The organism is Nocardia suismassiliense (assembly GCF_900269665.1).
In the GTDB taxonomy this organism is placed as follows: Bacteria; Actinomycetota; Actinomycetes; order Mycobacteriales; family Mycobacteriaceae; genus Nocardia; species Nocardia suismassiliense.
Window position 1 is genome coordinate 4,378,801 of the sequence record NZ_LT985361.1, and the last position, 18,929, is coordinate 4,397,729.

Annotated in this window: 15 protein-coding genes; 5 read left to right on the forward strand and 10 right to left on the reverse strand. The window is 68.5% G+C overall.

Going from position 1 to position 18,929, the window contains the following annotated elements:
• Positions 1-109: 109 nt before the first annotated feature.
• From DBO33_RS19625 to DBO33_RS19635, 3 genes are all read left to right on the forward strand, one after another.
• Positions 110-1,138: a zinc-binding alcohol dehydrogenase family protein gene (locus DBO33_RS19625; RefSeq protein WP_107660413.1), complete on the forward strand. Its 1,029-nt coding sequence runs from the start codon at positions 110-112 to the stop codon at positions 1,136-1,138.
• Positions 1,139-1,301: 163 nt separating this feature from the next.
• Complete coding sequence (locus DBO33_RS19630; protein ID WP_267897887.1) at positions 1,302-1,958, forward strand: cutinase family protein; 657 nt, start codon at positions 1,302-1,304, stop codon at positions 1,956-1,958.
• Positions 1,959-2,184: 226 nt separating this feature from the next.
• On the forward strand, positions 2,185-2,403 hold the full coding sequence (locus tag DBO33_RS19635; RefSeq protein ID WP_107656347.1) for a hypothetical protein: 219 nt from the start codon (positions 2,185-2,187) through the stop codon (positions 2,401-2,403).
• 145 nt (positions 2,404-2,548) lie between these two features.
• On the opposite strand, the gene DBO33_RS19640 is transcribed toward DBO33_RS19635, so the two are convergent.
• Entirely contained in the window at positions 2,549-3,667 is a 1,119-nt protein-coding gene (locus tag DBO33_RS19640; RefSeq protein ID WP_107656348.1) for an amidohydrolase family protein, read from the reverse strand.
• Between the two features lie 179 nt (positions 3,668-3,846).
• Between DBO33_RS19640 and sigJ the strand changes: the two genes are divergently transcribed.
• Positions 3,847-4,755 (forward strand): RNA polymerase sigma factor SigJ, encoded by a 909-nt coding sequence (sigJ, locus tag DBO33_RS19645; RefSeq protein ID WP_107656349.1) that lies wholly within the window; start codon positions 3,847-3,849, stop codon positions 4,753-4,755.
• 48 nt (positions 4,756-4,803) lie between these two features.
• Here the strand turns inward: sigJ and DBO33_RS19650 are convergent, their stop codons facing one another.
• Positions 4,804-6,813, reverse strand: coding sequence for an SDR family oxidoreductase (locus DBO33_RS19650; RefSeq protein WP_107656350.1), 2,010 nt, complete (start codon positions 6,811-6,813; stop codon positions 4,804-4,806).
• Positions 6,814-7,080: 267 nt separating this feature from the next.
• Positions 7,081-8,784 (reverse strand): bifunctional metallophosphatase/5'-nucleotidase, encoded by a 1,704-nt coding sequence (locus tag DBO33_RS19655; RefSeq protein WP_199856694.1) that lies wholly within the window; start codon positions 8,782-8,784, stop codon positions 7,081-7,083.
• A gap of 174 nt (positions 8,785-8,958) precedes the next feature.
• On the opposite strand from DBO33_RS19655, the gene DBO33_RS19660 reads away from it, so the two are divergent.
• Positions 8,959-10,011 carry an endonuclease/exonuclease/phosphatase family protein gene (locus DBO33_RS19660; RefSeq protein ID WP_234390926.1) on the forward strand — a complete coding sequence of 351 codons (1,053 nt, stop codon included), beginning with the start codon at positions 8,959-8,961 and terminating at the stop codon, positions 10,009-10,011.
• A gap of 64 nt (positions 10,012-10,075) precedes the next feature.
• Here the strand turns inward: DBO33_RS19660 and DBO33_RS19665 are convergent, their stop codons facing one another.
• The 7 genes from DBO33_RS19665 to DBO33_RS19695 form a co-directional block, all read right to left on the reverse strand.
• Complete coding sequence (locus tag DBO33_RS19665; protein ID WP_107656352.1) at positions 10,076-10,849, reverse strand: SDR family oxidoreductase; 774 nt, start codon at positions 10,847-10,849, stop codon at positions 10,076-10,078.
• Between the two features lie 98 nt (positions 10,850-10,947).
• Positions 10,948-12,057 carry a glycosyltransferase gene (locus tag DBO33_RS19670; protein WP_107656353.1) on the reverse strand — a complete coding sequence of 370 codons (1,110 nt, stop codon included), beginning with the start codon at positions 12,055-12,057 and terminating at the stop codon, positions 10,948-10,950.
• Positions 12,054-13,421 (reverse strand): glutamate-1-semialdehyde 2,1-aminomutase, encoded by a 1,368-nt coding sequence (locus DBO33_RS19675; protein WP_107656354.1) that lies wholly within the window; start codon positions 13,419-13,421, stop codon positions 12,054-12,056. Before DBO33_RS19675 ends, DBO33_RS19670 begins: the two co-directional genes overlap by 4 nt.
• A 29-nt stretch (positions 13,422-13,450) precedes the next feature.
• Positions 13,451-14,836: a GNAT family N-acetyltransferase gene (locus DBO33_RS19680; protein ID WP_107656355.1), complete on the reverse strand. Its 1,386-nt coding sequence runs from the start codon at positions 14,834-14,836 to the stop codon at positions 13,451-13,453.
• A 5-nt stretch (positions 14,837-14,841) separates the two neighbouring features.
• The gene (locus DBO33_RS19685) at positions 14,842-16,212 is read right to left on the reverse strand and encodes a glycosyl hydrolase family 28-related protein (RefSeq protein WP_107656356.1); all 1,371 of its coding nucleotides are present in this window, start codon (positions 16,210-16,212) and stop codon (positions 14,842-14,844) included.
• A complete protein-coding gene (locus DBO33_RS19690) occupies positions 16,209-17,492 on the reverse strand; it encodes a GNVR domain-containing protein (protein ID WP_107656357.1) in 1,284 nt (427 codons plus the stop codon). The genes DBO33_RS19685 and DBO33_RS19690 overlap by 4 nt, the downstream gene beginning before the upstream one ends.
• Positions 17,483-18,883, reverse strand: coding sequence for a hypothetical protein (locus DBO33_RS19695; RefSeq protein WP_107656358.1), 1,401 nt, complete (start codon positions 18,881-18,883; stop codon positions 17,483-17,485). Before DBO33_RS19695 ends, DBO33_RS19690 begins: the two co-directional genes overlap by 10 nt.
• Positions 18,884-18,929: the final 46 nt, after the last annotated feature.

Here is an 18,929-nt window from a genome sequence, read left to right on the forward strand (position 1 = left end):
GCTGTGACGTGGTGAAATCAGACGAGTAGGGTGACCGCTACTCGATACGACCGTGCATCCTGGTGACAAAGGAGAGATCGGTATGACCGAGGTCGATCGGCCGACATCGATGACCGGCTGGCGCGTGCGACGCCCAGGCCCGATCGATGCGGCACCGTTGGAGCAAGTGCGGGAGCCGGTGCCCGAGCCCGCCGCCGACGAGTTACTCGTGCGCGTGCTGGCGTGTGGTGTGTGCCGGACGGACCTGCACGTGGCCGAGGGCGACCTGCCGGTGCATCGGGTGGGGGTGGTACCCGGACACGAGGTGGTCGGGGAGGTGGTGGCCGTCGGGCCCGGGGTCGGCGCGGTGGCCGAAGAGTCGCGGTTCACCCAGACCTTCGCCGTGGGTGATCGGGTCGGCATCGCCTGGCTGCGACATACCTGCGGCGCCTGCAAGTACTGCTTGCGCGGCGCCGAAAATCTCTGCCCCCGTTCGACTTACACCGGCTGGGATGCCGACGGCGGCTACGCCGAATTCGCTACTGTGCCAGCCGATTACGCGCTGCGACTACCGGACGGCTACGCCGATACCGAACTGGCCCCGCTGCTGTGCGCGGGCATCATCGGTTACCGCGCACTGGAACGCGCCGCACTGCCACCCGGCGGCCGTCTCGGTCTCTACGGCTTCGGCGGCAGCGCGCATATCGCTGCCCAGGTAGCGCTGGCCCGCGGCGCGGAGCTGCACGTGATGACCCGCGACCCGGCCGCACGGGAGCTGGCCCTGGCGCTCGGCGCCGCCTCCGCGCAGGGCGCCGCGGATCCGCCTCCGGTGCAACTGGATTCGGCGATCATGTTCGCGCCGGTCGGCAGCCTGGTGCCGCCCGCGCTCGAGGCGCTGGATCGCGGCGGCATCCTCGCCATCGCGGGCATTCACCTCAGTGACATCCCGGCGTTGAATTACCAGCGGCACCTGTTCCAGGAGCGGGAAATTCGCTCGGTCACCGCCAACACCCGCGCCGACGCCCGCGAATTTCTCTCCCTCGCAGGCGAACACCGCATAGAAGTGACCACCCGTGGGTACTCCTTGGGAGCGGCAAATCAGGCCCTCGCGGACCTCGCGCACGGACGTTTCACGGGCGCAGCGGTTCTCGTGCCATAGAAAAAGCCCGGCAGGACACGATTAGGTTCTGAGTACGCATCGTTCGGGTCCTTTTGCTTGACGGCCCGCTCCGCCGTTCTTACCTTCGCAGATATAGCCGAGTGGCACTTGTCTATGACAAGTGTCACTCGGCTTCTCACAACGGCGTGAGCGGGTGATCACGATGGCAAACCGGAAGGTAATTCATTTCGAAAAGTGGCGGGTGGTGCAGGCATTCATTGTGCTACTGCTCGTCGCGGGATTCGGAACGACGACAGGATCGAGTGCGTGGGCGTCGCCCTGTACAGCGGTCGAGGTGGTGGTCGCACGAGGTACCAACGAACCCGGATATCTGGGTTCGGGGGTCGGCGATCCACTGTATGCGACGCTGCAACAGACGCTTCCGGTGAGCTCCAGCGCGTACCGCGTCAATTATCCTGCGGACCTGATGGATCCGACCTCGATCAGCCGGGGCACCCAGGACATGACCGCGCACATCATGTGGCAGTCCTCGATCTGCCCTGATCAGCGGTTCATCCTGGTCGGCTACTCGCAGGGCGCGGTGGTGACCCACGGCGTGCTCGGGACCGGCATCGTGACCGCGCTCGGTGGCATGCACACCCTCCCGTTCGATATGGAATGGCGGGTGGCGGCGGTGCTGCTGTTCGGTGATCCGGTCCGGCTGGTCGGCTGGAACGTGCCGGATCTGTACGGCTGGCGCACCGCGAACTACTGCACCGGTGGCGATCCGGTGTGCGGTGCCGGCTTCGACTTCGGCGCGCACGGCAACTACGGGTGGGCCATGTGGCCTGCTGCGGAGTTCGCCGCTTCGCGAGTCTGAGTCCTCCACCGGGAAATCCGCGGCGGGGCCGACCCTAGGGTCGGCCCCGCTGTCGGCTGTTCGCGCCAGGTGCGTCGGTACCACCGACGGCCCTTTGTTCGCCATGCGCAGCAAATTCTCTGAAACACCGGTGGTCCTTTTCGATTCGGACACGCTGCGGCGAAATCCGGTGGAACGCGGGGAGTTCCGGTGGTGCCGCCCACGGAACGCGTGATAGGAACAGCGAATGTCCGATGATTCCGACATCGCACAAGCCCGGGTCTTTCTGGACTTGCTCGCCGCACACGCCCGCACCCTCGCGCGCGCCATCAATACCGCCGAAAGGACATTCCAAACACAGCGACTGCGCGACCTACACGCGGAGCTGCACACAGTGCGCCACTGCATCGCCCGAATCCACTACCGCTACCCCCATATCACCCCACCCAACCGCGCCCGAATCTGAACACCCCCGCCCCGATCGCCCCCAATTTGCGAAATATGGCACGGTGGCGCGGGTTGTGAAAGGAAGGTGCACACCTTTTGAGTAAGCCGCACACCCGGTATAGGGGGTGTGCGGCTCGAACAAAGGGGGTGGAGTTCGTTGCGGGTCAGCGGGTTCGGCGCACGCCGCGGCGCCAGACGTCGGCGATCGCCGAGGTTGCGGTGATGTCGGCGGTCGGGTCACCGTCGACGAGCAGCAGATCCGCGCGCAGGCCCGGGGCGATCCGGCCGCGGCCGGTGAGCCCGAAGTGCTTGGCGGGCAGGCTCGTTGCCGAAGCGAGGGCCTGTTCGTTGCTCAGGCCCGCTGCGGTGAGGAGCACGAGTTCGCGGTGCAGATCGACACCGTGGGCGGGCACGAACGGCGTGGCGTCGGTGCCCGCGAGCAAGGGCACACCCGCTCGGTGCAGTGCGCGCGCGACCTCGGCCGCGCCGTCGGCCGTGCCGGGTACCACGCAGTCGGCGGCGGCCCCGGCGTGCTGGGTGATGGCCTCGAAGTAGACGAGCGTGCTGACGACGAAAATTCCCTGTGCGGCAACCTGTTCCACGAGTGCGTCGGAGTCGGAGCCGGTCTCCGTCCAGACATGGGCGAGGCCGTCGACTCCGGCCTCGACCGCGACGCGTACCTCCGCCGCGGTGAGCGCGTGCGCGATGGTGATCAGCCCCGCCTCGTGCGCGGCGGCGACCAGCGCTGCCACCGTGTCCGCCGACAGCACCGGAAGTTCGGTGCCGTGTACGCCACCGTCATCGATGACGATCTTGAGGTAGTCCGCGCCCTCGGCTTGCCGGGCCCGCACGAAATCGGCGGCCTGATCGGCAGATCGGATCATGTCGAACGGTTCCGCGCCGAGGGTGTCCATGCCGGGCGCGGACAGCAACTGACTCGGATGACCGCCCGGCGCGGTGGCCAGGGTGCCCGCGCTGCGGAAGTCGGCCACATCGTCACGTTCGGCGGCCAGCACGCGCCGTGCCGCGAGATTGGTGGGCAGGCAGAACATGTCGAGTTCGGTGGTCACGCCGTGGGCCAGTGCCGTACGCAGGTCGTCGCCGAAGATGTGGGTGTGCGCGTCGATCAGGCCGGGCAGCAGGGTCCGTCCCGCGCCGTCGATGTCGATATCGGCCGGGCCGCCGTCGTATGCGGCGATCCGGTCATCGACAATCAATACGGTGGCGCGGGATTCGGTCTGTTCGCCGTTGAACACACGAACGTCGTGGATCGCAGTGCGCATGGCAGCCTCCTGGTTTCGGGTCGGGCGGCAACGGTGCCGCTTACCCAGATCAGGAGGGAACTGCGCGGCCCGAACGTAACGCGGGGGTGAGATGGATCACCATCGGGCACCGAAAGTGTTATCGCGGTGGGCTTCCGGCGCTCTGATGATCGACCCGCCACCGAAACAGGAGCCGCCCCATGATCGATCCGGACCGCGCACGCACACCCACGGCGGCGGAGACCGACGCCGCGACAGCGGTGTTCCTGCGACACCGGGAACTGCTGTTCTCCGTCGTCTACAACATGCTCGGCAGCATCGCCGACACCGAGGACGTGCTCCAGGAGACCTGGCTGTCCTGGGCGCCGCGCGGCAGCGTGCCGATCGAGAACCCGCGCGCGTATCTGGTTCGCGTCGCGGTGAATCACGCACTCGGCAGACGGACCGCGATGAATCGGCGCCGGGAGACCTATGTCGGACAATGGCTGCCCGAGCCGGTGGTGCACGAACCCGCGGGCACCGAAGACGCGGTGATCGACGCCGAGTCGTTCTCCATGGCACTACTGGTGGTCTTGGAATCACTCACACCGATCGAGCGCGCGGTGTTCGTCTTGAACGAGGTCTTCGCGTACTCGTACAGTGAGATCGCGGAGTTGGTCGACCGCAGCCCGACGGCGGTGCGGCAACTCGCCTACCGTGCGCGCCAGCACGTGCAGGCCCGCCGGCCGCGACAGCAGGCCGATGCGCGGCTGCGTAGAGCGGTGACGGAGCGGTTCGTGGCCGCCGCGATGGGTGGCGACCTGGCGGAGTTGCTCGCCGTATTGGCGCCGGAGGTGACGTTGTGGACCGACGGCGGTAGTAAGGGGCCCGCGACGAGCTTGCGCCCGGTGCACGGCTGCGCGGCCGTCGCCGAACTCTTCCTGAACGTCGCCCGCGGCCTGCGCGCCGACTACCAGATCAGCTACCGCGCGGTCAGCGGCGACCCGTGCGCCGTCGTGTTCGACGGCTCCGGTCCGCTCGCCGTGGTCGTGCTGGATGTGCTGCCGGACAACACGATCGGCGGCATCTATTCGGTCACCAACCCGGACAAGCTCACCCACATCCGGTAACGATCAACGCCGTCGCCCTGTCGGACGACGGCGTTGATCAGCTCGCGACTACCACTGCAGGCCGGGCACCACCCGGGCCACTCGGGCGGCCGGGCCGGGCAGTGCCATGAAGGGCATGAGGACCGGGGAGAGGACCTGCAGCGGGCTGCGTCCGGCGTCGGCCTTCGCCGCTGCCTTCTTCTTGCCCTGTGCCGCAGGGGATTCCCCGAAGAGGCGGAAACCCTGGTGCAGGATGGTCTGCTTCACCGACGGCATCAGGAGGTCGACGGCCTGGGCGAAGGTGCCGACGGGGGTGTCGATGCGGTGCGGGCGATCCTCGAGTGCGCGGACCACGATGGCGGCCGCCTGGTCGGGGTCCGGGACGGGCAGCGACTTGTAGAGGTCGGTGGGGGCGATCATCGGGGTGCGCACCAGCGGCATCCGCACCGAGGTGAAAGTGATTCCGGCATCCCGGTTTTCGACGGCCGCGATCTCGCTGAAGTTGTCCAGCGCCGATTTGCTCGCCACGTAGGCGGCGAACCGCGGCACCTTGGTCTGGACGGCGATCGAGGAGATGTTGACGATGTGGCCGAAGCGCCTGGCCCGCATGGAGGGCAGCAGCGCCAGGATCAGCCGGACCGCGCCGAAGTAGTTGACCGCCATCGTCCGCTCGAAATCGTGCATGCGGTCGGTGGAGTTCAGCACCGACCGGCGGATCGAACGGCCCGCGTTGTTCACCAGGTAGTCGACGTGGCCGTGCTCGGTGAGCACGACCTGCACCAGCGTCGCGACCGCGTCGGCGTCGGTGATGTCGCACGGATAGTCATAGGCCACACCACCTTCCGCGCGCACGGAGTCGGCCGCGTCGGCCAGGTCGTCCTTGCCGCGGGCCACCATGAGGACGGTGGCGCCGCGGCGCGCGACCGCATGCGCGGTGGCCAGGCCGATGCCCGACGACGCACCGGTGATGAGCACGATCCGACCGTTCAGCGGCTCGTTGGCCACGGCAGGCTGCCCGCGATGCGGGTCGAGGTTCTCCCGCCAGTACTGCCAGAGCCGGTCGGCATAGCTGGCGAAGGGCGGCACCGACAGCCCGGTGCCGCGCAGCTGCGCCCGAGTCGAGTCCGAGATGAACTCTGCGGAGAAGGAGGTGTGCGGCGCGACGGCGGCCGGAATCCCCAACTGCTCCAAGAGGAAATCGCGCACCGCGGGCACACCGGGCAGCTGGGAGAGCCCGCTCAACGCGCGAGCGCTCAGCGGCACGACGCCGATACCCGACGGGGCACCCGCGGCTGCGGCCAGCGCGCTGTACACCTCGCTGAACGGCTGCGGCTCGGGATTGACCAGGTGGAAGGTGCGCCCGTCCAAGCCGGGCTTGCGCACCAGGGCGGCCATCGCGGCGGCCACGTAGTCGACCGGCACGATATTGGTCGCGCCGAGATCGGGCAGCGGCAGCGGCAGTTCCGACGGCAGTGCGGCCAGCTTGGCGATGGCCGAGAAGAAGTAGTACGGGCCGTCGATCTTGTCCATCGCGCCGGTCCGCGAGTCACCGACCACGATCGCGGGCCGATACACCCGCCAGCGCACCCCGCGCGATTCGCGGACGAGTTTCTCCGCCGCGAACTTGGTCCGGTGATACGGCGAGGTCAGTCGCTGACCGAGGTCGAAATCCTCCTCGAAGAACTTGCCCTTGTGGTCGCCCGCCACCGCGACCGACGAAACATGATGCAGCACAGCGCCGGTCGTGCGGGCCAGGTCGAGCACCGACCGGGTGCCCGCGACATTGGCCGCGTGCGCGGTGTCCTCGTCGGCGGTCATGTCGTAGACGGCGCCGAGATGGATCAGGTGATCCGCCGCGGGCGCCTCCCTGGTGAGTCCGAGCCCCTCGGCGGTGAGATCGCCGACCAGCGAGAACACCCGCTCGCCGCCGTTCCATCCGGTGGCGAGATCGGCGAACTTCTGCAGCGACTCCTCGCGCACCAGCACGTGGATGACGGCCTCGGGGTCATTGTCCAGGAGTTCCTGAACGACCCGCCGTCCCAAGAATCCGGTACCGCCCGTCACGATGTAAGTAGCCATCGCCTCTCCTGCTCTTCATTCGAACCGTGTTGTCGCACAAGTCATCCGGCATGCAACGGTGAATGCGGAGATTTTGGAAAGCAGGAACCCCTTCGTCCTGACTTATAGGAAACAGTAATGATCCTGATCATTTCCGGCAAGCCTTCCGGACTGGATCACTATGTGGGACTGGTCACCCATCGGCGCAGGTCAAAGGGTAAGTGTTACAACAATTTCCAGGTATCGCTTAACTGGTCGGACGTCCAGTAAGGCGTAGCTACCGACCGGCTATCGCTTCTCGATCCGGGCGGGTGGCACCTGGACGGGAGGCTTGTCGCGAAAGAGCGCTTCGAGAGCGTCGAGATCGGTGGGGCCGGGGACCTTGTCGGTGCCCTCGGTGAAGACCGTGAAGCCGTCGCCGCCACCGGCGAGGAAGCTGTTGGTGGCGATCCGGTAGGTAGCGGCGGGGTTGAGCGGCTGTCCCGCGATCCGGACGCTGTCGCCGATCACCTTGCCGCCCTTGGGCGCTGCGTCGGCGTAGGCATAGGTGAGGCCGGCGAGGGAGAGCACCGCGGGCTTGCTGGTGTTGTCCCACTGCTGCTCGAGCAGGCGCAGGACTTGCTGCCCGGTGAGTGTCAGGGTGACGACCTGATTGCCGAACGGTTGCACGGTGTAGATGTCGCCGTAGGTCACCGGCCCCGCCTTCAGATCGGCGCGCACGCCGCCCGGATTCATGAACGCCGCGACGGCACCGGCCGATCCCGCGGTTGCCGAGAGCATCGAGTCGGCAATGACATTGCCCAGCTGCGAGGCGCCCGAGGCGTCCGGCTCGCGCGGCAGCACCTCGGCCGCCGCACCGACCACCCGGGCCGCGCGCGGGCGGGCCTGCTCGGCGTAGAAGTCGACCAGTGCGGTGGTGGCCGCGTCCGGCGTCACGTCCCGGGTCACCACCCGGTTCACGGCCGAGGCCTGCACGCCCTCGGGGGCGAAACGCAACGTGAGATCGGTGATCAGCCTGCCGAAGGAGGCCGCCTGGCTGACCACCTTGCCGTCGATCGTGCACACGTAGGACTGGTGGCTGTGCGCGGTGAACAGCGCCTTCACCATGGGGTCGACGCGCTTGGCGAGCCCGACGACATTCGGGGTGAGATCGGCGCATCCGTTGTAGTCGATCGGCGCGTCCTTCTCAGCACGCTGACTGCCACCGTCGTGCATGAGCGCGACGACGGTCTCGGCGCCCGCCGCCCGCATCTCCGGCACGTACTTGTTGATGGCGTCCACCCCGTCGCCGAACTGATATCCCCGAATGCCCTCGGGGAAAACAAGATTCACAGTGTCGGGGGTGACCGTGCCGACCACGCCGACCTTGTGCCCGCCGACCTGCAGGATGGTCCACGGTGTCAGCGCGGGTGGCAGTTTGCCCTCGGCGTCGGTGACGTTCGCGGCCAGGTAGGGAAACTTGGCCCCGGTGAACGGTTCGCCCGGCGAACACCCGTCCGGCGCGCAGCCGCCCTGCTGAAGCCGGGCCAATTCCAGGACGCCGTCGTCGAATTCGTGATTGCCGACCGAGGAGGCGGCGACGCCGATGTTGTTCATGAACGTGATGGTCGGCTCGTCGTGGAAGAGCCCGGACACCAGCGGGCTGGCCCCGATGTCGTCGCCCGCCGCGACCACCGCGCTCGCCGGGTAGGCCGCCTTCAACCGCGCCAGATGTGTCGCCAGGTAGGCGGCCCCGCCCGCGTCGTAGTTGGCGATCTTGCCGGTCGAACCGGCCGGTGGCTGCAGGTTGCCGTGCAGGTCGTTGAACCCGAACAGATGCACCTCGTCGGATTTCGCCGCGGGCAGATCGTTCGTCGAGACCAAGGGGATGGCGCCCGGCGTGGCCGACGTGGTCGGCGCACTGCCGTTGTTGTCGGCGGTGCCGCATCCCGCGATCAAGACGATGCTCACGAACCCGGAGAAAACAGCGGCAAAGCGGCGGCGCGCGTTCATGCTCCGACTGTCCCATGTGCGGCCGGTCGCTGCCACCGCACACGCGCGCCCGCGCCGGTGTTCGCGCGGTGCTCTCGCTCAGTTCACCGGGTATTCCGATGGCCTGGCTAGGCACGAAGGCGAACGAGGTCCCGCTGTGCAGACGATCGGAGTGAGGTCACTATGACGAGTTCGATGACGCGACGCGATGCGATGAAGGTGCTCGGGGTGGCGGGCGGTGTGCTGGCCGCCGGGGCCGGACTGCCGGTGGCCGCCGCGGCGCCGGGGGAGATCCGGGTGCTGGCGATCAATATCTGGTTGGGCGGGAGCAAGATCTCCAACGGGATAGGGCTGGTCGCCGATCTGATCATCGATACGCAGGCCTCGATCGTGCTGCTGTCGGAGGCGAACAAGGCGACGAACGCGATCGCGGCCGCGCTGGAGAAGAAGGGGCGTAAGTTCACCGCGGTGTCCTCCGGTGACACCGGCCTGCTCACGGAGTTCCCGGTCGAGGACAGCGCCGATCAGCGGTGGATGGTCAAGGCGCGGTTGAACATCGGCGGAAAGCGGGTGACCGCCTACGCCGCCCACCTCGAATACCGTTGGTACGCCACCTATCTGCCGCGCGGATACGGTGCGGGCGTGCCCGCGCCGGGGGAGTACTCCGAGTTCGGCTGGAACAAGATGCCGGGTGGGCCGGTCACCGATCCGGTGGCGGTGCAGCGGGTCAACCTCGCCTCGGGCCGCCCCGACGTACTCAGCGCCTTCATCGACGACGCGAAAGCCGAAGCGGCAGCGGGTAGTTCGGTACTCCTGGGCGGTGACTTCAATGAACCGTCTGTACTGGACTGGACGCCCGCGACGGCGAATCTGTTCGACCATCACGGCGTGGTGCTGCCGTGGGAGAGCACGCGGCGCCTGCAACAGGCCGGTTTCGTGGACGCCTACCGCACGACCTACCCGAACCCGGTGACCCATCCCGGATTCACCTGGCCCGCCAGCAATCCGGACGCGCGGGTCGACCAGCTCACCTGGACACCCGAGGCCGACGAGCGGGACCGGATCGATTACATCTTCGCGGGCCCCGGCTCCGCGCTGAACCTGACCGGCGCCGGAATCGTCGGCCCGCGCGGCTCGATCGTGCGCAACGTCCGCCAGGACGAGAACACGCAGGACAATTTCATCGCCTCGCCGCCGAAGTGGGTGACCGACCACAAGGCTGTGCTGGCGACCTACCAGCTCGGCTGACGTTCCCCGGCTACGGCACCCCGACGGGTGCGGGGTGCCGTAGCCGAGTGGTCGTCCCGTTCGATCAACGAAGTGTGTAGCCGCCATCAGGGTAGAGAGTGGACCCGGTGGTGAAGGTGTTGGTGAACAGGTAGACGACCGAGTGCGCGATCTCGTCCTCGGTCGCGGGCCGGCCGAGCAGCGTTTCGCGACGGTACTGATCGAAGGCGGCCGCCCGGGCGACGTCCGGCCGGTTCGACCACAGGTGCCCGTCCACCGTGCCCGGCGAGAGGACGTTGACCCGGACGGGCGCGAGTTCGACGGCGAGCCCACGACCCAGCCCTTCGATGGCGGCATTGCACGCGACGTATGCGGGGGCGAGGCCGGCGGGACGAGCCGACGCGGCACCCGACATCAACACCACCGATCCGTCTGCGGCGAGCTTGGGCGCGGCCAACCGGATCGCGTGGTACTGGCCCCAGAACTTGGACTCGAACGGTGACGCCGCGTCCGCCGCGCTGAGCTCGCGCATCGGCCCGACCTGGTAGGACGCCGCCGTGGTGAACAGATGGTCGACGCGGTCGATGCCGTCGAAGAAGGCGGCGAGCGAGTCGGTATCGCCGGTGTCGACGGTCTGCCACCTGGCCGCGTCACCGAGTTCGGCTGCCGCGGCGGTCAACCGGGCGGCGGTGCGCCCACCCAGTACGACTCGCCCGCCGGCCGCGACGACCCGGTGCGCGACCCGCAACCCGATGCCGGAGCCGCCGCCGATCAGCACGACCGTCCGCCCGCGTAGCTCCCCGGCATCGTTCGGTGCGCCGGAACCGTCGGCGGTGGTGTCGTCCCTGACCTGCGACATACTGCTGCCTCCTTCGCGCACGCTGCTTACTCGACCATCGGCCGCAACCAGCCGGCGACCGGTCCTATTCCCGCACCATCCTCGAGGCGCGGTGCGGGTCAGCGCACAAACCGGGCGACGGTGGCGGCCACATCGGCGCGGAACGCGGCAGGGGAGAACGTCTCGGCGTGGGCACGGATAGCGACCGGGCTATAACAGGCGGGGTCGAAGTCGACCATCGCCTTGGCCAGGTGCTCGACGACCGCCGCGTCGGGACCGTGCGGTATGTGCTCGCCGGTCGTGCCGGGCACGACGGTGTCCAGCGCGCCACCATGCCCGACCGCGAGAATCGGTGTGCCACAAGCCATTGCCTCGACCGGGACGATGCCGAAGTCCTCCACGCCGGGCATGAGCAGCGCGCGGCACCGGCGATAGGTGTCGAGCAGCACGTCATGGGAGGTGGCGCCGAGAAAGGTCGTTGCCGGTCCGGCGAGCGTGTCGAGGTGGGTGCGGAACCGCCCGTCGCCGAGAATGACGAGTCGGCAGCCCGCTCGCTGGGCGGCGCGGATGGCGAGGTCCGGGCGTTTGTACGGGACGAGCCTGCCCGCGAAGAGGAAGAAGTCCTCGCGCGCAATCGTCGGTTCGGGCGTGAAGCGGTCGATCTGGACCGGCGGATAGGTGACTGTCGCGGGCAACCCCCACCAGTCGTTGACCCGGTCGGCGACGGCTCGAGAATTCGCGATGACATGCGAAAGCCTAGGGGCAGCACGCAATTCGGACCGGCGAGCCAGCGACCCCAGCGCGGTGAGCGCTAGCTGACCCGCACGACCACCGGCCTCCTGCGCACGAAAATCCTTGTCCCAGGCCCACCGTGCCGGACTGTGCACATAGGCGATCACCGGCGCGTCGGTGGCGAAGGCGGCTTGCGTGGCGAAGGCGTGATGGCTGACGACGACAGCGTCGTAGCGATCCCGTAGCGGGAGGCGGCGCAGAGCACGCGGGACGAACGGCAGCAACGGCGCGTGCGAGCGGCCACCCGAGACGGCGTAGGCCCGGCTCAACCAGGTGTCGTGCACCGTGGTGAGCGGAGCCCGCACGCCCGCGGGATCGACGATCGGCGCGAAAACCTCGGTCCCCGGCCACGTTTCGGCGAGCGCACCGACGACCGCCTCGGAGCCGCCGAACTCGGTGAACCGTTCGTGCACGATGGCGATGCGCGGCTGCGTCATGCGAGCTCGGACGAGATGCGCCGCGGCGCCGCGTGGCGGCGGATCGCGGGGGCGACGGCGCGACCTTCGAGCAGACCGCCGACACCAACCTGCTCGATCGCCTTGCGGTAGACGGCCGCCGCTTCCCGGCAGGCCGCGATCGTCTCATCGATATCGGCGTCGGTGTGCGCGGCCGAGGTGACGAAGGACTGCCCGAGCACACCGCGGTGCAGCAACTCCTGCAGGAACAAGGTGCGGAATTCCTGGGAGGGCTGACCGTCCGGGTCGCGGGTGACGAAGATGAGGCAGGACGGTCGGCCGAGCACCTGGAGATACTCGGCGATGCCGAGCTCGGCGGCCACGGCGTTGACACCGTCGGCGAGCCGGCGGCCCGCGCGCTCCATTCGCTCGACGGGATCACTGGTCCGATACTCGTGCACCACGGCACGGAACGCGGCCAGCGCACCGGTCTCCGGTCCGTGCGTGGTGGACAACAGGAAGACCCGGTCCTGATCGGTGCGCAGGCCACCGAGTTCCATGAACTCGCGCCGGCCCGCCAGGGCCGAGAGCGGAAACCCGTTGCCCATGGCCTTACCCCAGCAGGACAGGTCGGGCCGCACACCGTACACCGCCTGCGCGCCGCCCGCGGACCAGCGGAAGCCGGTGATCATCTCGTCGAACACGAGCAGTGCGCCGTAGCGGTCGCAGAGCGCTCGAACACCGGCCAGGAAGCCGGGTTCCGGTTCGGCCAGCGCGGTGGCGGCCTCCAGGACGACCGCCGCGATCACCCCGGAATCCAGCACGGCCGCCAGCGACGGCAGATCGTTGTAGCGGAATCGCACTGTGCCCGCCGAAGTTTCGGCGGGGATGCCGCTGTTCATCGTGGTGGTGCCGATGAACCAGTCGTCCACCGAGAAGAACGGTTGATCGCAGACGGCGACGGCGGTCCGGCCGGTGGCGGCTCTGGCCAGCCGGACCGCGGCGGTGGTCGCGTCGGAGCCGTTCTTGGCGAACTTCACCATGTCGGCGCCCGGTACGAGGCTCAGGAAATCTTGCGCCGCAAGCAGTTCCAGTTCGGTCGGGCGACTGAAACTGACGCCGTCGGCGATGGCGCGGTGCACGGCGTCGAGGACCGGTGGGAAGCCGTGCCCCAGGGTGACCGAACGTAAGCCCATGCCGTACTCGACATAACGGTTGCCGTCCGCGTCCCAGACGTGACAACCTTTGCCGCGCACCAGGATCGGTGCCATGTGCTCGGGGTATTGGTCGGCGCCTCGGGCATAGGTGTGTGCCCCACCGGGAATCAGGTCGTGCAGCCGCGCTTGGAGCTCGTTGCTGCGGGTGAAGCGGCGCGGTGCCGCCGGATGGTCGGAAATCGGCTCCATGGTCGGGCTCCTGGAGGGTCGGGTCGTGGTCACTGCGGGTCGGCCGGGCCCAGCGGCCGTCTGATGGACGGCGCGGGGGTCTCCGGCCCCGCGTCGGCGGCCGTGCCCATGGTGACGGCCCACAGGTCGTGGTCGCCGCGACGGCCGGTGGCGCCGACGTAGCCGCGCATGCGCCCCTCGAGGGTCAGGCCGACGCGCGCGGCGATATCGGCGGAGCGGGCATCGTCGGGTTCGACGGCCGTCGAGACCCGGCACAAGCCGAGCGGGCCGAACGCGTGGGTGAGCAGCAGCCGGGTGGCGGCCGTCCGGATATCGTCGCCGTGCGCGGGATCGGTCCAGACGAACATGCGGGCATTGCGGTCGAACATGTCGAGATCGAACAACCTGGCCTCGCCGACATAGTCGCCCTTGACCTCGATCGCCAGCACGAGCCCGCGCGCGGACCGCAAACCTGGCCGCGCATAGAGGAATTCGCGTAGCCACCGGTACCAGGTGTGCCTGCGGGCCCAGGTCTCGGCCGAACTCGCCGTATCGGGGTCGAGCACCGCACGACTGCGCAGCCGGGTCGCGCGCCACCGGCCCCAGTCGGTCACGCGCCGGTTCCGGATGACCACCTCCTGCCTGCCGGGATCGGCGAGCCGGACCCGTCGGGGGGGACGCAGCGGGTCGAGCAGATGCAGCACCCGCCCGGCGTAGTGGCGCGAGGTCGCGGCGAGCACCGTGATTCTCGGCAACGGTGCCTCGGTCGCCTCGCCGGCCGCGGTGGGCGGCGGCGAGGTGGGGTGGGCGTCGTAACGGTCGATCCAGTGCCGCACAAAGCCCCGGGGCGGAACATCGGCCTTGGTGAGCCCCCACAACTCGTGGTCGCGGCGGGCACCGCCCACGTCGAAGTATCGGCCCATCAAGGCTTCCCGGCGGAAACCGAGCCCGGCGGCGCCCCGCGCGGCGGCGACATTGGCCGGTGAGATCGGCGCGGTGATCCGCTGCAGGCCGAGGTGTTCGACGCCGTAGTCCATCAGCATCGCCGCCGCCATACCGCCGATCCCGTGCCTGGCGACCTCGGCGTCGACCCAGATGCCCAGTTCGGCCGACGCGGCGGCGGTGTCGATGGAACCGAGCTCGACCTGCCCGGCGAACCGGCCGTCGACCTCGATCACCGACGCCAGCCTGCGACCGGTCCGCGCTTCCGCTTGACTGGTCAAACATTCACGCACCCAATGGGTTCCGCAATGTCGCGCCGCCCAGTCCAGGGTCGAGCTGTACCAGAACGGCTCGATGTAGTGCCGATCCCGCAGTCGGATGCGCCGCCAGTGCGGGTAGTCCGCGATCCGCGGCGGCCGGACCACGACACTGTTTCCGTGCAGCAGTACCGGACCGAGAGTGATGTGCGCCAACGATCTGGGAGTTGTCGTCATGGCGGTTACTCGCGCGGTCGCGTTTTGCCCAGCGACATCGTCTTCAGCACGCCCTCGGTGGAGACGGACAGCCGCCAGTAGGTGCCGGTAGCGTCTTTGAGCACGATGCCGCCTTCGGTCTGCTCGGAAAGCCAAGTCCCGCTGGCCAATACGGCCGAGCGCAGCGCACCGTCGGGCGATTGCGCCTGGAAGACGTCGGCATCACCGCGTCCGGCCTTGGCGACGATGGTCCCGGTGAACGACGGTGCGTGCGTGCTGGTGCGGCCGAGCACATGCCATCGTGGCGGAAATAGTGTCGGATTGAGATCCTCTGCCGCCGTGGAGATCAGGTTCACCGCGGTCCCTTCGGGGCAGCCGGCCGGGTCGATCCGCAATTCGATGGGCGGCTGGTCCAGATCCCGGTCGAACTGGACGTTGGCGAGATAGGGCTGGCGGCAGTAGATCAGGTCGACGGCGACGGTGCGCGCGGCGACCTTGCAGTTGGTCATGCCGAACTGCGCGGGCCCGCCACGATCGGCCCGGCCGATGGACAACGCGATGTCGGCGCCCTCGAACCAGACGTTGGTGAGCCACCAGTCGTTGGCCGCACCGTCGACGAGGATGTGCTTGTCGGTGGTGCGCGGGTCGGCGTCGGAGACGAATTCGACGTTGGTGAGCGCCAATCCGGCGTTGTGGTCGTTGCCGGTGCCGAGCACGCCGACGAAGTTGCTGGTGAGCTTGGACGAGGTCACATAGTTCTGGATGCAGGAGGTGACGATGCCGTAGCCGAAATTGTTGATGTCGCAGTTCAGGAATGCGGTGCCGCCGGTATTGCCCTCCAGCACCACCCCGCGTTGCCCGAGATAACGCGGATGGTTCTCGGCGATGTGGTTGCCGCGGATCACCACCGAGTCGAACGAGCAGCGGAAGCACTCCGAGAGCAGCACGGCGGTGGCCTTCGGCCCGGTCAGGTAGAAGCCGAGCCGAGCGAACCGCACCCGGCTGCGCTTGCGTAGCGCAACGAGGGTTGTGTCGGTTTCGCAGACCACGATGGTGATGTCGGCGCCGTCGCCGAGAATCGTGGCGTAATCGCCGAGTTCGGGCCACGCCGTCACCCGGTAGTGGCCCGCGGGTAGGTACATCACCAGCGGAACGTCGCGTACGGCGGCCGCCGCGGCGATCGCGGCCGTGTCGTCGGCGACGCCGTCACCGACCGCGCCGAAGTCACGAACATTGCGTGCCGCGGGTGCGTCGCTGACGTGCGGGGAACGGAACTCGACGTGGGGAGTTCCGGAGGTGCTGGAGCCGGTGCTACAGGCCGCGAGCATCGGGGCGGCACCCGCCGCGCCGAGCGCCGCGGCGAGCATGCGCCGTCGGCCGACCGCATCGTCGTTCATCGCCGCAGCCTCCCGCTGAGTCGCTGCAGCCGGTTGCCCGGCTTGCTGTACGCTACCGCGCCGGTGAGCTTGTTGTCGCCGAATGTAGCCAGCGCACCGCGCAATTCCGGTGCGCTGGTCTGGCCGAGCAGCACGACCGCGATGGCGTGATCGCAGAGCGGGGCCACGGCGATGGCGTCGGCGGCGTGCGCGACGGGTGCGGCCTGCACCACGACATGGTCGTAGTCGGTGGTCAGTTTCGCGACAACGGCTGCGAACCGGTCCGAGGCGAGCAGATCGGGTGTGCGCTCGTCGGCCGCGCCGAGCGGCAGCACGGTCAGGCCGGTCTCCGGCCACGCGATCAGTGCCTCCGAGATCGGCGCGGTGCCCTGCAACACCGTCGCCAGACCGACGCTCGGCTGCTCGGCCAAGGCGCGCGAGCTGCCCTGCCCCGAGGTATCGGCGTCGATCAGCACCACCTTGCTGCCGGTGTCGGCGAACGACTTCGCCAGTGCCACCGCTACTTCCGGCTCGGACCGGGATGAAAAGCTGGTCAGCAGCATGCTCCGGCTCTCGCCCTCCCGGAGCAGCCGGGTCCGTAGCCTGCGTGTCTCGTCGGGGGCGCCGGGCCGATCCGCGTCGATGATGCCCAGGATCGGCACCGGCAGCACGGCCGCCAGATCGTTGGACGTGCGCAGGGTGCGGTCGGTGCGATCGCGAACGAAGGCAGCCGCGCAGCCGAGCGCGATCCCGGCGAGCAGGCCGAGCGCGAGGATGCGGGTCGACTGCGGTCCGCTCGGCGCGGCGGGCACCTCGGCGCGGTCGACCACGGTGATGCGGGCGGCCGGCGCCGCGTCGCGTTCGATGGTCTCCAATTCATCTACCAGGCGCCGGAATTGGGAAACCACCGAGTTGGCCAGGTCGCGCGCCCCCTCGGCGGTCGAGGACTGGACGGTGAGGATGATGTTCGTCGTCGCGGGCGGCGAGAACACTTTGATGGTGCCCTGCACCTCGCTGACCGACATCTTCAGGCCCAGATCATCGATGACCCGTTTGGCGACGGTGGCGCTGGTGGCCAGGTCCAGATACGAGCGGACCCGCTGCTGGGCGGCCAGTCCACCCTGGTAGGAGTCGTTGACCGAGGTGCCGGTGGCCATCGACACGTACATGCTGCTGGTGGCGACGTAGGTGGTCGGGAGGGTGCTGAGGTATCCGGCCGACGCGCCGAAGCACAGCACCAGCACCGCGACGATGATGACCCAGCGTCGGCGCGCGATATGCCAATAATCGATCAATCCCATGGGGATTCTCTCTTTTCGGTAGTGACAGCCCCGACGACAACAGGTTCCGCGGCCGGTGGTGGCTCCGCGAAGGGTGGATCAGTCTGTGTGCGCCTGCGGTACTCGCGCACGACCAGCGAGATGAGCCAGGCGAGCACGGCGGCTTGCAGGAATTTGCCGAGATTCTCCATGCTGCCGAGAATCCCGCGTTCGAACAGCGCGGAGGAGCCGGTCATCGCGAGCCCGAGCACCACGATCGGGAATACCCGCGAATACAGCGCCCTGGCCCAGGCGAGCAGCAGCAGGAAGGTGAACACGGCACAGATGACCACGCCCGGATAGCCGCCCAGCACATAACCTTCGTTGAGGTTGCCCTCGGCCAGCGACACCGACACCTTGGTCATGTCGACCGACGCGCCGCGCACATCCTGCGCCCACGCGGTGCCGGACTGGAACTTGGCCGTGCCGAGCAGCTGACTGGGGACCAGGCTGGCCGCGGCATGCCGCAGCGTCTCGACGGGCGACAGCCACAGGCCTGGCTGGTGGAAGTAGGCGTCGGTCGCGGCCTCGAGAAGATCGAACCGTCGCAGAATGCTCAGGAAGGGCTGGACGACCGGCGGATAACTCGAATCGACCAGTGCTGCTTCGGCTTTCGCGTACTCGGTCTGCTTCAGCGACTGCAACCAGCCGAACCCGCCGACGCCGAGCACCGCGATGGCGCCGACCGAGATCGCTTTGGTCTTGGTCCACCCGAGGATCGCGAAACGGACCGCGATGGCGAGTGCGGCACCGATGATCGGCGTCTTCGACTCGACGACGGCGGTCCAGGCCAGCTCGCCCATGAGCAACCCGCCGATGATCAGGGCGGTCAGCTGCGGGCGGGCGGGCCGGACGAAGATGATCAGCCCGAGGGCGGAGATGGTGGCCAGGATGGCGACGAAGGACAGGATCGGATTGGCGCTGCCGATCTCGCCCGCGCCGCCGACCGAACCGGAGGCGACGGAGGCGGCCCGGCCGAACAGGCCGACGCCGTAGGTGGCCACCAGGGTCGGCACGAAATTCGGATCGCCGGTCAGCGCGGGCAGCTTGACGGGTGGGTGCCGCCGAGCCCAGAACGCGTAGGCGACAACGAGTCCCGCGTAGACCCACAGGCCGAAGGCGACGTGCTCCAGCACCAGCGCGATGCCGCGGTCGTAGCCGAACTGGGCCAGCCGCGGGTCCGCCACATTGTCACCGAAGTGCGGTTCGGGCTGTACCCACAGCAGCACGAGCGGGCGCGCCAGATACGACAGCGACCAGAACGCTGCCTGCGCGATGAGGAACACTCGCGCGACGCCGGGAATCGTGCTGGCCGCCACCACGATCGTGGCCAGCGCGAGCGCGATCAGCAGGACCTCGGTGGTGGCTGTCATGACGACACCTCGCTGACGCTCGGCGCCGTCACGCCAGCCAATGGCG

Bases quoted from the DNA above. Each gene is read 5' to 3' on its own strand.
- sigJ (WP_107656349.1), top strand. From the start codon at position 3,847: ATGATCGATCCGGACCGCGCACGCACACCCACGGCGGCGGAGACCGAC.
- DBO33_RS19635 (WP_107656347.1), top strand. From the start codon at position 2,185: ATGTCCGATGATTCCGACATCGCACAAGCCCGGGTCTTTCTGGACTTG.
- DBO33_RS19695 (WP_107656358.1), bottom strand. From the start codon at position 18,883: ATGACAGCCACCACCGAGGTCCTGCTGATCGCGCTCGCGCTGGCCACG.
- DBO33_RS19670 (WP_107656353.1), bottom strand. From the start codon at position 12,057: ATGACGCAGCCGCGCATCGCCATCGTGCACGAACGGTTCACCGAGTTC.
- DBO33_RS19660 (WP_234390926.1), top strand. From the start codon at position 8,959: ATGACGCGACGCGATGCGATGAAGGTGCTCGGGGTGGCGGGCGGTGTG.
- DBO33_RS19675 (WP_107656354.1), bottom strand. From the start codon at position 13,421: ATGGAGCCGATTTCCGACCATCCGGCGGCACCGCGCCGCTTCACCCGC.
- DBO33_RS19630 (WP_267897887.1), top strand. From the start codon at position 1,302: ATGGCAAACCGGAAGGTAATTCATTTCGAAAAGTGGCGGGTGGTGCAG.
- DBO33_RS19650 (WP_107656350.1), bottom strand. From the start codon at position 6,813: ATGGCTACTTACATCGTGACGGGCGGTACCGGATTCTTGGGACGGCGG.
- DBO33_RS19640 (WP_107656348.1), bottom strand. From the start codon at position 3,667: ATGCGCACTGCGATCCACGACGTTCGTGTGTTCAACGGCGAACAGACC.
- DBO33_RS19680 (WP_107656355.1), bottom strand. From the start codon at position 14,836: ATGACGACAACTCCCAGATCGTTGGCGCACATCACTCTCGGTCCGGTA.
- DBO33_RS19685 (WP_107656356.1), bottom strand. From the start codon at position 16,212: ATGAACGACGATGCGGTCGGCCGACGGCGCATGCTCGCCGCGGCGCTC.
- DBO33_RS19665 (WP_107656352.1), bottom strand. From the start codon at position 10,849: ATGTCGCAGGTCAGGGACGACACCACCGCCGACGGTTCCGGCGCACCG.
- DBO33_RS19655 (WP_199856694.1), bottom strand. From the start codon at position 8,784: ATGAACGCGCGCCGCCGCTTTGCCGCTGTTTTCTCCGGGTTCGTGAGC.
- DBO33_RS19625 (WP_107660413.1), top strand. From the start codon at position 110: ATGACCGGCTGGCGCGTGCGACGCCCAGGCCCGATCGATGCGGCACCG.
- DBO33_RS19690 (WP_107656357.1), bottom strand. From the start codon at position 17,492: ATGGGATTGATCGATTATTGGCATATCGCGCGCCGACGCTGGGTCATC.